Genomic DNA, 15,042 nt, shown 5'->3' with positions numbered 1-15,042 from the left:
CTAATCGGCCGCTGCATACAGATCGGTTAATTGAGTATTTAAACGTTTAGCCTCGAAGCGGCTTACAAATACTTCACGACATTGTTTAGACATTGCGCTAAGCGTTGCTCTATCGAGTTGGCCAATGACTTTGGCAAGAGCATTGCTATTACTGTTTTCAAACACATAACCGGTGCTTCCCTCGGCGACTAGACTGGGCAAAGCACCTGCATCACTCACGACAACCGGCAAACCTTGGCGGAATGCTTCTATTACCACCAAACCAAAACCTTCCCAGCGTGAAGGCACAACCAGCGCATCTACACTGGCATACAGCTCACGAAGTTGTTCTTGGCTACACCAACCATGTTGAATCACTCGGCAATCAGATAAATTAAGTTGTTGCTTAGATACCACACTGGCTCCGGCGATGTGCAGTTCTACTTCTGTTTCTACTTGGCGAATGGCTTCAATGAGTAAATCTACGCCTTTTTGTTTGTCTAAACGCCCGACAAACAACAGCTTTAACATGCCTTGGTTTTCGGCTCGCTGTATGTCTTGATCCAAATCATCTAAAGCGTTCTCAAACACCACCATTTTATGCTCAGGAATTTTTTGCTGGCGGGCACTTTCAAAATCATGATGAGAAATATTAATCACCGAGCTGACTCGGTAGGCCAATACCTTTTCGATTAGTGAGAACACCTTAGCTTTAATGCCGCTGTAACCATCAAAGCACCAGCCATGGGAACAATACACCACCTTCCGGTGACTACGTTTGTTAATTAGGCCTGGGATCCGGCAAACCACACCAGCAAAAGTACTGTGGATATGAATTACGTCGGGGTCAAAATCGATAACCGCTTGCTTAAACAACTTAGCTAAACTTGCACATGAACCTAGGCTGCGGCTTGGGCGATCAAAGCAGCGATAATAGGCCTTTAAGGGCGCGTCTTCCGCTACGTGTTGCTGCGGCGCTAACACCAAAATATTGTCGGTGCCATAGCACTCTGCTTGGTAAGGGATAATGGTGTTTAAGTAAGTTTCTACGCCGCCAACCAAGGTTTCGGTTACATGTAATATCTTCATGATAACTGGCTCTCCGCTTGATACTGCTCTAAGCGTTGCAGCATATCTCTAAACTCTACATCCCAAGCGTTTACTACCTTGTGACGAGCTTGAGCAACTTGTTGCTGCAGCTCGGGCATGTCGGCTAATTGAATGGTTTCGCTATGTTGTTGCATGCCTTCGCGGCTAAAATCAAACAGCATTGAAGTGGGTAATTTCACCGCTTCAACAAAGGCGCTCACTTTGCTGTCCCAGCTCATTACGGTAAACGGTACCGAAAAAGAAAAGGCACTAATTGCCGAGTGAAGCCTAGTAGCAAATACACATTGCGCCTGGCTAACTACTTTAACCAAATCATCGACTTGCTCTACACTTACTATCTTTGCATCGGGCAAGCTGCTGGCAATGTCTTGCATATATTGCTGGTCTTCTTGGGCGCCATTGGTATAAAGCACCGGTAACAAACCAGCAGCCTTAACCTTAGCCACACACTGGCTGATCCATTGCTGGTAGTCTTGCTCGTTAAAACTCACATCGTTGTCAGAATTAACCATTAATACCACCGGGTTCACAATGTTAATGGCGGCGTATGCTTGTTTACTAAGATCGGAGTGTGGCGCTTCACTGTAACTAAGGTTCAGGTTCACAGCGGGGTCTATGCTCACCACCACCTTGTCGGCAATCTGCGCGCCAAACAAGTAAGCGATATTGTCTTTACTGGCAGCATCGCGTACCGAAATATACAAACACTGCTTAGCCGCAAACAACCGCTTGAACAGCCAGCGCCCTGGACCAGACATACGCTTAGCCACCCCAACATACACTACCGCGTAGTTGGTATTAGCGAAGTAGCAAAACAGTGATAGAAAATAAAGCTTAAGCGGGAAGTTAAGATAAACATCGCTAATTAGGTTACCGCCGCCCATCAACACCACATCAGCGGCCTTCACTTTACTCATCCAATTACGGTAGTTTTTAACGGCCACCAGCATACTATTGAGAGGGATAAATAGCTGGCGTACCCATTCAAAACGGCTTTTCAAGATCTTGTCTTTAATTGCATTTTGCTGAGCACTGCGCTCAAAGTTATGCCTTCCAGCAATATCTAAGGCCTCACTGGAGATATCATAATTTTCTAGCTTCCATGCCAGCGAATTATGAATTAATGCATCACCAAAATTATCACTATAAGGAACTGCAGCAATAAGGTAATGGGTGTCCTTTTTAGTCATCTAAGACTCCTTGTCGAGAACTACCAAAAATAAGTGAATAAGCGGGGAGTAAATAAATAGCTGCCGATAAAATATGCCTAAAGTAACTTCCCTGATCTGGCTCGAATAGCAGCAGTACAAACATGTGAGAGCAAAACAAGGTAAGTAACAAGTCTCCCTGTTTACGCTTAATCATTTTTCCGCAAATCATCAAAACGCCCACGCTAAACAACAGCAGTAACAGTTGATTAAGGCCTTGGGCAAAAATCAGCGGCAAGCTCAGTTGTAACAAGGCCCAGCCAAAATTAATAATAAAGGGCAAACCACGTGCTACATCCACTAAATTGTCGAAAGCAGTTACGTTAAAACTACCCTCTAACTTGGCGTAGTTATTGGAAATATCTCGCTGGCCTTGAGACATTTGATAAAAGGCATCAGGCAACAAAAAGGCTAAACAAACAAAAAAGGCAAGAAAATACCAAGCAGGTTTAAAACTAGCGAGTTTAAACGCAGTTCGATTAAGGCTATTACGCATAGGAAAGCCCTTATCGCTAAAATACTGCATGACATAGCCAGCTAGAAATACCCCTAGAATAAGAAAATAGTAGGAGCGAACCTGCATCGCGTAACTCACGTAAAGCACTACAACGCTTAAGATAAAAGCTTTACGGCTAAAATAAGTGGAATAAAACACCAGCAGACAAAGCGCCATTACAATGGTTTCTTTAGCTGGCCAAATAACATTGAGCAGCATACTAGGCAGGGTAAATAAGCTCACTACCAGTAAATCTTTAAGTGTTACTACATACTTTGAAATAACCAGAAGCCACAAAAACCCAATGGTAGCGGTGCTCAGCACTGCGCTTTCACGTCCTAAAAAATAGAGTAATTCACGGGTGGCTAAAAAGGAGCCGTCTAGTTCAAAAAATACAAAGCGCCCTTCTATCTTCATTGCATCGTAGCCCCATTTCCAGGGCAAAAAATCTTTACCAACAGTCATCAGCAATAACAGCATCAGCGACCAAAATAGTAGGTAGCAAACACCGAGTTTAGTGCGTTTAAACTCGACCATAGTGCCCACCTAAAGACTGGCTATCGGCATAAATTAGAGAGACTAGCCAAGTAACTAGGTAACACGCTGCTAAACCTAGAGCGCCAGTTGATAATGACAAAGCAAGGCCGGAACAAAGCACGCAAACTAACACCGTTAGCACACAGTTGGTATATACCTGCTTGTCGGCCGAGAATTTCACAAAAATGTGGTAAACCGGACCAAAATACAAACGAACACAGGCCGCCAAAGCAAACAGCGACCAAATTACCAAGGTGTTTGAATCTAAGTCTGCAACAACATACACCACTACTACAGCCAGTGAAGACACAATCAAGCCAGCCACGCTTAAAGGCACGCTGTCTTTACGGACTTTGAGATAGCTTTGCTTGATATCTTGTGAGGCTAAAATCTCCGGTACTTGCACGCTGTTGCGAATAGCCAAGATAAATACAAACAACTGGAAGATCCGCCCACCCCAGGCAATAACGCCAGTATCGTATTCGCTAAGGGTATAACCACTAATTAAAATGATGCCCCAAAACAATACATATTCACTCAAAGTAAAAGCTAAAAACTTAGAGTCTTGTTTTAAACTCTGGCTAAGCTTTATGCCTTCGCTTTCATCTGAAAGCTTAAAACCCTGCAGCAACTTTTTATTACCAAACAGGCTAAATAAACAAAAGTAAGCGAGTAAACATGCGCTTAACACCACAAATACATCGTTAATATTGCCCAACAAGGCCAGCACTAAGAAGATCAGCGAGCTGAAGACAAAAAACACACCCGCTTCAAACAAATAGGACCGGTAAAACTCTTTGATCACTCGGTGAGACAAAGACACCATTTGAATAATCGCAAAGCCAACAATATACAAAAAACAAAATACGATTATCTCGATGCTACTAAAGCTTAAGGGCACGACTACAACAGCTAGGCTTAAACTTAAAATCAGTGACAAGCGACACTTTTCAAACAATACGCGCGCCGCTTTATCAGTTTCGCCTTGGCTTGATAAGTCGAAATAGCGGCCAAAAAATGAATACTCAGATCCGTAACGGCCAATCACCAAAATTAAGTTGGCAATTGAAATAGCAAAGGAAACCTGACCAAAACTGTCCATGCCATAAAGCCAAGTGATTACCGACGAAAACAAAATTAAGCCGGTCGCACTAAAAGCTCGCAGCAGGGTAATGCTGCCAAAGCGCTTAACTAAGGACTCTATGCGCTTTAGCCCACTCATGCGCTTACTCCGTATTCACGGTAGTAACCATAACGTGTTTCGTTTTTGGCGTTTACTCGATTCAAGATAACCCCATCGACCACTACTTTGTGATTAATCATCTGCTGCAAGGTATGTTCAATTTGATTTACCTTGGTGCGCCCAGCATTTACAACCACAATGCTTGATTTGGTGATTTGACCAATAATCAAGGCATCACTTACCGCCGCAATTGGCGGGGTATCGATAATAATTTTGTCATAATGCTCGCTGAGCTCTTCGATAAGTGCTTTAAACTTTGAGCCTGCCAATAGCTCTTGAGGGTTAGCGGTTTGCATACCCGCAGGTAATAAATCAAGGCCAGAACGCTCGTGATGAACAACACAATCATCTAACTCAGCATCCATCACTAACAAGTTACTTAAGCCCGGATGAGCGCGGTTAAGATTAAAGCGTTCACCCAACGAGGGTTTACGTAAATCACCGTCAATCAACAGAGTTTTCTCCATACTGGCCATAGCAATCGCAAGGTTGAGCGCGGTTGTGGTTTTACCTTCATTAGGTACCGATGAGGTCACCGACAAAAGCTTACGCTGTTGGTTCATCATGTTCAGCATTACTGAGGTACGAATGCTGCGTACCGCCTCACTAAAGTTAAGCTGTTTCTCATCAAAGAACTGTTCTAGCGGCAAATTATCTTTATTAAAGCGAGAGCGTTTAACCAAAGGAATAACCCCTAGCGGAGTAAGACGTAACTTGTCTTCAATGCCACTCGCGCTTTCAATAGTATTATTTAGCGATTGGCTGACTAAGGCGAGCACAATGGCAAGAGCCAAGCCAAAGGCTGCAGCCAGCACAATGATGATGCCTTTCTTTGGTTTGGCTGGAAATAGTGGCGTAACAGCCCTGTCAGCAAAGCGTGCTACAGCGGCTTGAAAATCACTGGTGGCAGTGGTTTCTTTTTGGCGTGTCACAAATAGATCATAGAGATTTTGGTTGCTGTCTACTTCACGCTTCAAGGCATCATAAGTTGCCCGCTTAAGTGCAATATCTTGAAACTCAGCCTTTTTGTTTTCCATCTCGGTGCGGATCGCGTTTTCTTGAGCACGAGCGCTACGCAACTCTTTTTCAACACCTGAAGCGAGCACTCTAAGCAGTACTTCGGAGCGCTCTTTCACCGAAGCCAACTGAGCTTGAGCACGGATCATCTTGTCGTGTTTAGGCCCATAGCGTTTGCTAAGCTCAGAAACCAATCGCTCTGCTTCAATTTGTGCTAAACGCACATCACGTAGTTGCGGGTGGTTAGAGATTGCCGTTACCGAAGATAGCTCTGAGATAGCGGTATTTTTATTGTCTTGCAGTAAGTAGTAAATAGACTCAGAAGCTGTGCGGCGATCTTGCGCATCAGCTAAACGGCGGCTTAAATTGCCAAGCTCAGAGCTCGCCAAACTATCGATACCGCTTACATCAACAAGTTGTTCACGCTGCAAGAAGTCGCTTAAGCGTCCTTGTGACTCCATTACCGCAGCCTTTAATACACCGATTCTATCAGCTAACCAATTGGTGGCTTCTTGGTTAGCAATAATACGACTTTCACGGTTAGAGTTGATGTAAGTTTCTCCTACCGCATTGGCAATTTGGGCCGCTAGTTTAGGATCCCTAGAGTCAAAACTAATATTTACTAACTGGGTCTTTTTAACCGGATTAATGTGTAGATTACGCTGAAAGGTTTTCATTACTTTTTGGCGCGCAATTTCTTGCTGCTGCTCTAAATCTGGAAGCTCTTCTACGGGCATAAAGCTTTGTATAAGAGGCACCGAGCGCAGCAAACTTTTAAGGCCAGCGGCATTAAAGCCCTTACCATCGTTTGCGCCGTTAAACTCAGGGTTGTCATAGAGCTGAAATTCGTCAATCACTCGTTGAGCAATGCTTCGCGATTTAAGTAACTCGAACTGCGTGAGGTAATACTCCTGCTTCGAGGTGTCGATGCCAATCACATCATCAATCGACACCGCTTTACGCTGCTCAGCTTCAATCAGTAATACCGCAGTTGCCTGATAGGTTGGCTTAATCGCAAAAACCAGCAATATGGCCAGCAAAACACTGATAAATGTAAAACCCAAAATCATCAGCCAACGCGACTTCAAAATCGACAAATATTGCATGATGTTAATAAACTCATCATCTGCATTATTGCCGTTGCGTATTAGAGCTGCATTATTCACTGTTGTTGTCATTAACTAAACACTTCCCTGTTAGCAAACTTACGGAGTATTACTGTTGGCACCCTTGCCGTAAAAGAAGCTAGGCCTTAAAAGAAACTGGCCTTAACCACAATAATGTCTCCCGGAGCGATGCGGTGCTTTAACGCTGCTTTCACTAAGTCATTAGTGCCATTTCCGGGAGTAATATTGATATTTGTTTTCGACGCTCGCTCGGTAAAGCCACCCGCTAAAGCTATCGCCTTTTCAACCGTGAGACCGGGTTGGTAAGCGTAACCACCAGGGTGTTCTACCTCACCGTTAATAAAGATTTGTCGGTAGCCAATAATGTTTACCGCTACCTTAGGGTTAATCAGATAATCACCGCGTAAACCCTGCTCAATGTTATCTCTAAGTTGCTGGGCAGTAAGGTTAGTAACCGGAATACGCCCCAAGTAGGGATAGTCGATTTTGCCGCTATTGGTCACTAGCAACTCCATCGACAAATCACTCTCGCCGTATACCACTATTTGGATGCGATCACCTGCGCCTAAACGGTAGCTTTGCTCTAGGTCATTGGCCTGAGAAGCAGCGCTAAATCCGCCGCACATCAACACCACTATTAGCAAATACCAGGCGTGTTTGGTGTTACACAATCTAGCCAAGAGAGAACCATCCCTATTCATCACAACTCCTTGAACAGCTTTACTTAATAGGCAGTTTTACCTACAAATCCTTTAAAGATAGTGAGGAATACAATCTTGATATCCATCCAAAGCGTCCACACACGAATGTACTCAAGATCGTATTGCACCCGCTTTTCCATTTTTTCTAAAGTGTCAGTTTCACCACGGTAACCATTGATCTGCGCCCAGCCGGTAATACCAGGCTTCACTTTATGACGCAGCATGTAACGGTTAACGATTTGACGATATTCTTCGTTGTGAGATACCGCATGAGGGCGCGGCCCAACAATAGACATGCTACCCATCAACACATTGAAGAATTGAGGTAACTCATCTAAAGAAGTGCGACGAATAAAGGCGCCAAACTTAGTCACACGCGGATCGTTTTTGGTTGCTTGCTTCACAACAGCACCATTATCTTGGGTGCTCATTGAGCGAAACTTCCAAACACGGATTTTCTTACCGTCTAGGCCATAGCGATCTTGCTTAAACAAGATGGGACCAGGAGAAGAGCGCTTAACACCAATCGCCACCGCCAACAAAATTGGGCTAATCAATAAAATGATAATCGATGACAATACAATATCTTGGATGCGTTTAACCAACATGCTGCCGCCACGGAATGGACTATCAAATACGCTGACGGTTTGAATATCACCCAGCGAACTCCAACGTGAATGCAGTAAGTTGTAGGTAAAGAAATCTGGCACGATAAAAGTGGTGGTAGTGGTATCTGACAGTTGTTGCAAATAAGCTGTGATACGGTCTTTTGCATGCATAGGCAACGCAATATACACGTGATCGACTTCACCGCGTTTAGCCATTTCAAGGGCGGTATCAACCTTGGCAACAGGCCCAGTATAGCCACTATCTTCTAAACGAGAAACATCCCTATCATCAAAAAAGCCAACAAACTGAATACCTAGCTCTTCTGAATTTTCGAAGGTTTCTTTTAGTTGTACACCATTGGGTGAGACCCCAATAATGGCAGCTCGGCGAGTGTTATAACCAAAGCGGCGCATTACAGCCAAGCTCTCGCGGAATACCAGACGCCAAGTGATAAGTAACATCGGCGTAGCCACCACCCACGAACCAACCACCACCCGCGAGTAGGTTGCCGAGATTTTTAGGAAGTAATTAACAGCGAACAACAAGGCAATGCTGATAATCCAAACCCATAGGTTAACCATGGCTTGTTCCTTGAGAGAAGAAACCCGCCACGAACGGTATAAGTTGAAGGATTCCGCTACGACCAAGTAGATGGCTGAGAGGCCAACACCCATTAGCTGAAAGGCCAAATCGAAGGAACCGTTTTTAAGCCAAGACAAGCCAGCTAAAACGGCAATAATGATAAATACATCTGAAATTCGGTAGACAACAGCAAGTTCAAATTCGTTAGAACGAACTACGCCATTTTGTTTCTGCATATCCATTGCACACCCCTAGTATCAAGCTTAAAAATTCCATGTATTGCTTGTATATCTCTGTATCTTACGGGTGGTTACTAAACCAAAATTTGGCGTTTACCGCTCTTAATTTTGATTCTTCATAAACAAAAAAACTAACCTGACAAATATCACAAAATTTAATTGGTAATATAAATTAAAGGTGACACAAGCCTCAAAACAAGAAAAAACATTACTCATTTATAAGTAGCTGAATAGTGTTTGTCAACACAAAACAATCAACAAACTCAACTATTTTTCAGCTGAAAAGTTGACATATTTTTTAGCAAAAACTGAGCTTAAGTAGAATCAATTTCATTTGTATTACGCTGGCGTTTCAATAAAAAGATCTAAGATGAGAAACAGAAAAACAACAGAGAGAGCTTAAGGGATTGATATTTTAATTATTAATATCAGCAACTTAAGTTTTGAGTATTGTCTAGGATATAAAACGAAAAAAGCCACGCTAAGCGTGGCTTTAAAAATGGCGGAGGAGGAGAGATTTGAACTCTCGAAGGGCTATTAACCCTTGCCGGTTTTCAAGACCGGTGCATTCGACCACTCTGCCACCCCTCCGCAGGGGTGTTGCTGCGATTAAAAAAACCATGCAGTGCATGGCTAAGTTAATATGGCGGAGGAGGAGAGATTTGAACTCTCGAAGGGCTATTAACCCTTGCCGGTTTTCAAGACCGGTGCATTCGACCACTCTGCCACCCCTCCGCAGCGGTGTGAATATTACGTTTATGATTTTCGAATGTAAAGACCCATTAAGTTTAACCGCTCGCAAATCAGACAATTATCCACAACTTTTTTAAGGCAAGATGATAATTTGTCCAAATCTATAAGCTTTGAGGAAAGCGATTAAGCACTAAAAACCCTTTTTACAGCAAAAAACCAATAACTTTACTCACCTAAAAAAGGATATCTCACACCTATTTGGGAGCGAATTTCATCCATAATCTGCATGGTTTCAATACTCTCTTGCCAGCTCATCACTTCACTTTGTAATTTACCAGCAGCAACACAACTCATCACTTCTTCTATTTGGTACTCAAAGCCCGATGCACGAAATGGAAAATCTTCAACTATATCTGGCTCGCCATGCACACTCAGACAAGCTTGTGTCCCAACCCAGAACATACTCGGTACGCGAATATGCCCTTTTGAACCAAAAATGGTGAAGCTGTTTTCTGTATTAGCCAAAAAGTTACAGGTAAATTGGCTGGCGCAATGACCATAATTCATAATCACACTGCTGCGCTCGTCTACACCGGTGCTACCAACAAGGCCATCAGCTACAATTTTATTAGGTTTGCTTTGGGTAACAAACTGAGACATAGATACGTTATACACTCCCATGTCTAATAGGCTACCACCGGCTAACTCGCGGTTAAGCAAACGATCATCTTCATCACGTGGGATGTTAAAACCAAAACTGGAACTGATAAGTTTAATCTCACCAATTTTTTGCTGCTCAAGCCAAGATTTTACCTGCTGCCAAGCGGGCTGAAAGCGAGTCCATAATGCTTCCATAAGGAACACATCGTTAGCCTTTGCTAAGGCGACTAGCTCTTTAGTTTGCGCCGCGTTTACAGTGAGTGGTTTTTCACACAACACCGGCTTGCCTGCTTCTAGGCACATTTTAATACTGTCGAAATGAAACCGATGAGGGTTGGCAATATAAATTGCATCCACCTTAGGATCGTTGGCTAACTGTTGATAATTATCCAGCGCTATTTGGCCATCAAACTCCTCAATAAAGTCCTGCGCGCGTTGCAGATTAGAGCTAGCTACAGCATATAAAGTAGCTTGAGGAATAACCGCTAAGGCTTCAGCAAAGTTACGCGCAATACGACCAGGAGCAATGACTCCCCAATTAAACTGTTCTGTCATTTTTATTCTCTAAGGCGTTGTCATTTGATTCATAGTAACCCGATTGAAAAGACATTCTAGTGAGATATTCAGAGACAATTCACTTCCATTTCAAACTGTGAGCTGGATCTAAACCTGATTGATAACAATGAAATTATTTATAATGTGCAACTAAAAATCACAAAGCTAACTCACTGGTTTGCTTACTGCTATGTCCAATATAAAACACTGCTGCCAACAAGCAAACTAAGGCAGCTACCTGCCAAGCCATTGGCACAGGGCTTAACAATACAAGCGCTATTACCGCCAGGGCTGCCCGCTCCCAATGCTTAAGCAGGCGTTTTTGCCAACCCTGCATGACCAAAGTAAAGGCATATAAACCCGGTAAAGCAAAAATAAACACCTGAAAAGCGGCTAGCCAGTCTCCTTGAGCAAGCGGTGTATAAGCAAACAATATCGGAATAATGTACAGGCCTTTAGCAATTTTCCATGAGGTGAAGCCGGTTGCCATTGGAGGAGACTTAGCGATCGCAGCAGCGGTAAAGGTACACAAACAAACTGGCGGGGTAACGTTACTGTCTTGAGAGAGCCAGAAGATAACTAAATGTGCCGCTAATAGCAGCATAGACAACTGATTTTCATCAAGTAGCATTGGCCGCAGTAAGGCCATCATTTCATCTGGCATATCGTTTATTAATGCTTGGGCTTGGGCAACACTCATCGCACCTTGCTCTGGACTAACCCCAACCAACATTAGAATAGCTTGCACATCTGCACTCAAAGCACCAGAGCTTAAAGCGTTCACTAGCTCTACATTCGCCATTAATTGTAATAGCGCCGGAGCAGACAAAGTAGCCAACACGATATAAGAAGCGGTTACTGGCAGACCCATGCCTAGCACTAACGATGCTACAGCAACCAGCAGCAGCGCCACGAGCAAACTCCCACCAGACCATTCGGTAATCATCAAAGAAAAAGTATTGCCAATACCAGCAGTGGCAATCACATTAACAATCAAACCTACTGAACATAACAGTACTGCGGTTACCACCATATTGCGCGAACCGAGCGCGAAGGCATCAGCAATTGCCGTTAGCCCCATTTTGTTTGGGGTAAACCATGAGCTCACAATCACCGCGATTATTGCAATAACAGCTGCGTAAGTGGGTGTGTAGCCCATTACCAGCAATACAATCAATAGTGTCACCGGCACAATAAACGACAAGCCCTCACGCATCACCATCGGTAGCAGAGGAGGAGCTTGTTCCATGGTTCGGGTTAACCCCGCTTTGTAAGATTCTGTTCTCACATAAAAAACCAGCGATGCAAAATACAAAATGGCTGGAAGAATACTCACCATTACAATGGTGCTATAAGGAATTTGCGTATAACTAGCCATGACAAAAGCCCCTGCCCCCATTATTGGCGGCACAATTTGCCCACCAGTAGAAGCCGACGCTTCTACCGCAGCGGCAAATCGCGGGCTAAAGCCTGCGTTTTTCATCAAGGGAATCGTCACAACGCCAGTAGACGCAGTGTTGGCGACAGCGCTGCCAGAAATAGTGCCAGTAAGTCCAGATGCAATAATGGCCACTATTCCTGGCCCGCCAACCAAGCGGCTAGCAATGCTTTTAGACAAATGAATAACAAAATCACCCGCGCCAGAGCGCAGCAAAAAAGCGCCGAACAGGATAAACATGAAGACAAAACTTGCAGAAATTCGTGCGATATTGCCAAAAATAGCATCATCGCCATAAATGCTTCTAAACAGCAGTGTCTCTAAGCTCAGCCCCTTGAACTGAAAGACCCCCGGGACAAAATTTCCCCACCAGGCGAGATAGGAGATGGCCGTTACAATTAAAATAGGAATCACCCAGCCAGTGGCGCGACGGGTCATATCAATTGCCCCCAAAATCACCAACGAGCCACATAACCAATCTAAGGGGACTAAGCGCACGCCTCGTTCATAAATGAGGTCTTCAGCGAACAATAGATAGATCGCCGAGAAGGCAATAGCCAGCACCCACAATTTGTCCATAATGGCCAAATGGCGCTGCGAACTTAATGGTTTTAATAAGCCACACAACAAAATAAAACCAGCAAAATGAAGAATGTTTTGCTGTAGCACGGCAATATCCGCAAAAATATTGAAGTAGACATGCGCCAAACTAATAATAATGCCTAAAACGTATATAAGAGGTACAGCACGAGTATCTTCAATTTCTTGGCGAATACTGTCAGGTACGGCATTCCATTGCATAGTGATGAATCCTGAGGAGAATAAAGGAGACCTAGACCCGAAGGCCTAGGTAAAAAAACTATTGTGCAACTAAGTTATCGGGAATGTTTAAACCTGCTTCACGGTAGTAACGTGCAGCACCAGGATGCAATGGAGCAGGTAAACCTGCCAAAGCTTTATCTAGGGCCATTGCATTGGTCGCTTTATGAATAGCTTGTAAAAAGCCTAAGTTTTCATAAATGGTTTTGGTAAGCAAATAGACAAATTCCTCGTCTACATCTGCATGTACTGCCAAAAAGTTAGGCTGCGCCATGGTGTTCCAATCTTTATCAAGATTTGGATAAGTACCCGCAGGGATAACATAACGGGTCCACAGACCTAAACCACCATTAGCTTGTTCCATTTGCTCATCGGTTACATCTAATGGGCTCACATCCTTTGCCGCTGCGGCAAACAGTTTGGTTACTGCGCCAGTTGGCGCACCGGCTGGAGTATTAATGGCTTCTACTTGCCCATTTTGTAGCGCTTCTGCGGAAGGACCATAACCAGCAGAAAACAGCTCCATTTGTTTATCAATGTCTACGCCTAAGTTACCTAATAAAAAGCGGTTAGAACCAATGGTGCCAGAGTTCTTTTTACCAAAAGCGACTTTTTTACCCGCTAAGGCCATTAAGTCACTTAAATCACCATTTTTAGCATGCTCATTTTTAACCACAAACTGCTCTACGTTTTGCCACAACATGGTGATTGAACGTAAATGAGTTTGCTTGCCTTCTTTCTCTAAGGGGCCACTGCCATTCACCGCATAAGAACCATATAAACCTTGAAGAATGGCGAATTGAGCTTCTTTATCACGTAGCAATTTAATATTTTCGCCCGAACCAGCTGAGTTTATCGCAGACACACTCACCTTGTGTTTTGGCTGAATTTTCACCTTAGTTAATGTTGCCAGCGCAACACCAACCGGATAGTAAGTTCCGCCAGTGCTGGCGGTAGCCAAAAGGTAGTTTGTCCCCGTGTCGGCCTGTACTGAAAAAGATAAAGCACTAGTGATTAGCGCAACCTTGCATAACCAATGACGCATGATGTTACTCTCCTTAGTAAACAGCCCTGCTAGCGCGAGAGCCAAACAAATAGGCAATTAGCCAATCGTAATGATTTTATTGAATTTTCATCCTAGACACAGTTACGGACATTAACAAGTTATTAACAAGCCTAGTAAGACTAAAGTTGCAGCCTTGAGGCTTAATAGAAGTATTTTTGATAGAGCTGTTGAAAAGCTTCGGTTTGTCTTACCTGCGTCAGTGCATGTTGAAACCTTGCTAATTCTTGCTGGCTAATTGAACGATTGAAAGCAAAGCAGTAATCATTTTCAAACAGAGTATATAAAGGCTTAAAGCTAGACAGATGTCCTTCCAAACTTTGTTCAGTTAACGCTATTAAATCCACTCTTCGCAGCGCTAACAACTTAAAAGCTTGCTCAACACTCTTCACCGGCACCAGCTCAGCGGCAAAATCAGATTTAGTTAAAAATCCGTCAATGGCTTGTCCCTTCATAATCGCAATTTTCAAGTTTTCAGCATCCTTTAAAGAGCTGATCTCAAGCTTGCTATCACTTAAACCATAAAACTTTCCGCGACTCACGTTGATCGGGCACGCCCATTTAAACTTATTTTTGCGCGGCTCAGTTTTAATTGTTGAAAATAAAACGGTATAGGCTTGTTGTTGCAAGATGGCGTAACCGCGCGTCCAAGGCACAATTTTCACCGTTGGCGCGGGACTATTTAGCTGGGCAAAAATAAGTGTCAGTAATTCAACAGAAAAACCAGCCGCTTGTCCGTCTTCAACATAGTTATAAGGAAAAAATTCTTCACTGTAATAGTCTAATTGCTCAAGCGTGCGGGCGCTCAGTTGGCTAAAACAAAGCAAGCTAACGGTGAATACAACAAGCTTAAAACCTAGCAAATAAAGTCCTCCTCTTGAGATATAGATTGAGTAAGTATCACGGCTTTCATTCACATTAAAGCGTCAACTATGGCGCTCACCAGCAACTACAAGTACACTTCTC

The 15,042-nt window shown here is 43.6% G+C and carries 11 protein-coding genes and 2 tRNA genes; all 13 read right to left on the bottom strand.

Going from position 1 to position 15,042, the window contains the following annotated elements:
- On the bottom strand, positions 1-1,068 hold the full coding sequence (locus K5L93_RS17025) for a glycosyltransferase family 4 protein (protein WP_220720896.1): 1,068 nt from the start codon (positions 1,066-1,068) through the stop codon (positions 1-3).
- Positions 1,065-2,279 (bottom strand): polysaccharide pyruvyl transferase family protein, encoded by a 1,215-nt coding sequence (locus K5L93_RS17020; protein ID WP_220720895.1) that lies wholly within the window; start codon positions 2,277-2,279, stop codon positions 1,065-1,067. Before K5L93_RS17020 ends, K5L93_RS17025 begins: the two co-directional genes overlap by 4 nt.
- The gene (locus K5L93_RS17015; RefSeq protein ID WP_220720894.1) at positions 2,272-3,330 is read right to left on the bottom strand and encodes a hypothetical protein; all 1,059 of its coding nucleotides are present in this window, start codon (positions 3,328-3,330) and stop codon (positions 2,272-2,274) included. Before K5L93_RS17015 ends, K5L93_RS17020 begins: the two co-directional genes overlap by 8 nt.
- Positions 3,317-4,552, bottom strand: coding sequence for a hypothetical protein (locus K5L93_RS17010; protein WP_220720893.1), 1,236 nt, complete (start codon positions 4,550-4,552; stop codon positions 3,317-3,319). The genes K5L93_RS17015 and K5L93_RS17010 overlap by 14 nt, the downstream gene beginning before the upstream one ends.
- Positions 4,549-6,768 carry a GumC family protein gene (locus K5L93_RS17005; protein ID WP_220720892.1) on the bottom strand — a complete coding sequence of 740 codons (2,220 nt, stop codon included), beginning with the start codon at positions 6,766-6,768 and terminating at the stop codon, positions 4,549-4,551. Before K5L93_RS17005 ends, K5L93_RS17010 begins: the two co-directional genes overlap by 4 nt.
- 74 nt (positions 6,769-6,842) lie before the next feature.
- Positions 6,843-7,418 (bottom strand): polysaccharide biosynthesis/export family protein, encoded by a 576-nt coding sequence (locus K5L93_RS17000; protein ID WP_246615078.1) that lies wholly within the window; start codon positions 7,416-7,418, stop codon positions 6,843-6,845.
- A 23-nt stretch (positions 7,419-7,441) separates the two neighbouring features.
- On the bottom strand, positions 7,442-8,851 hold the full coding sequence (locus K5L93_RS16995) for an undecaprenyl-phosphate glucose phosphotransferase (protein ID WP_246615077.1): 1,410 nt from the start codon (positions 8,849-8,851) through the stop codon (positions 7,442-7,444).
- A 497-nt stretch (positions 8,852-9,348) separates the two neighbouring features.
- Positions 9,349-9,439 (bottom strand) — tRNA-Ser (locus tag K5L93_RS16990).
- Positions 9,440-9,492: 53 nt separating this feature from the next.
- Positions 9,493-9,583: transfer RNA gene (locus K5L93_RS16985), tRNA-Ser, on the bottom strand.
- A 183-nt stretch (positions 9,584-9,766) separates the two neighbouring features.
- Positions 9,767-10,756, bottom strand: a complete 990-nt coding sequence (locus K5L93_RS16980; protein ID WP_220720891.1) for a Gfo/Idh/MocA family protein — start codon at positions 10,754-10,756, stop codon at positions 9,767-9,769.
- Between the two features lie 157 nt (positions 10,757-10,913).
- On the bottom strand, positions 10,914-12,995 hold the full coding sequence (locus K5L93_RS16975; RefSeq protein ID WP_220720890.1) for a TRAP transporter permease: 2,082 nt from the start codon (positions 12,993-12,995) through the stop codon (positions 10,914-10,916).
- Between the two features lie 58 nt (positions 12,996-13,053).
- The gene (locus K5L93_RS16970) at positions 13,054-14,058 is read right to left on the bottom strand and encodes a TAXI family TRAP transporter solute-binding subunit (protein WP_220720889.1); all 1,005 of its coding nucleotides are present in this window, start codon (positions 14,056-14,058) and stop codon (positions 13,054-13,056) included.
- Between the two features lie 161 nt (positions 14,059-14,219).
- Positions 14,220-14,939 carry a substrate-binding periplasmic protein gene (locus K5L93_RS16965; protein ID WP_220720888.1) on the bottom strand — a complete coding sequence of 240 codons (720 nt, stop codon included), beginning with the start codon at positions 14,937-14,939 and terminating at the stop codon, positions 14,220-14,222.
- Positions 14,940-15,042: the final 103 nt, after the last annotated feature.

The organism is Agarivorans litoreus (assembly GCF_019649015.1).
In the GTDB taxonomy this organism is placed as follows: Bacteria; Pseudomonadota; Gammaproteobacteria; order Enterobacterales; family Celerinatantimonadaceae; genus Agarivorans; species Agarivorans litoreus.
The sequence above is the reverse complement of the archived record's forward strand: the minus strand, read 5'-3'. Positions and strand labels throughout refer to the sequence as shown.

Coding starts and splice junctions, on each gene's coding strand:
- K5L93_RS17015 (WP_220720894.1), bottom strand. CDS start 3,330: ATGGTCGAGTTTAAACGCACTAAACTCGGTGTTTGCTACCTACTATTT.
- K5L93_RS17005 (WP_220720892.1), bottom strand. CDS start 6,768: ATGACAACAACAGTGAATAATGCAGCTCTAATACGCAACGGCAATAAT.
- K5L93_RS17000 (WP_246615078.1), bottom strand. CDS start 7,418: ATGAATAGGGATGGTTCTCTCTTGGCTAGATTGTGTAACACCAAACAC.
- K5L93_RS17010 (WP_220720893.1), bottom strand. CDS start 4,552: ATGAGTGGGCTAAAGCGCATAGAGTCCTTAGTTAAGCGCTTTGGCAGC.
- K5L93_RS16980 (WP_220720891.1), bottom strand. CDS start 10,756: ATGACAGAACAGTTTAATTGGGGAGTCATTGCTCCTGGTCGTATTGCG.
- K5L93_RS17025 (WP_220720896.1), bottom strand. CDS start 1,068: ATGAAGATATTACATGTAACCGAAACCTTGGTTGGCGGCGTAGAAACT.
- K5L93_RS16995 (WP_246615077.1), bottom strand. CDS start 8,851: ATGGATATGCAGAAACAAAATGGCGTAGTTCGTTCTAACGAATTTGAA.
- K5L93_RS16975 (WP_220720890.1), bottom strand. CDS start 12,995: ATGCAATGGAATGCCGTACCTGACAGTATTCGCCAAGAAATTGAAGAT.
- K5L93_RS16970 (WP_220720889.1), bottom strand. CDS start 14,058: ATGCGTCATTGGTTATGCAAGGTTGCGCTAATCACTAGTGCTTTATCT.
- K5L93_RS17020 (WP_220720895.1), bottom strand. CDS start 2,279: ATGACTAAAAAGGACACCCATTACCTTATTGCTGCAGTTCCTTATAGT.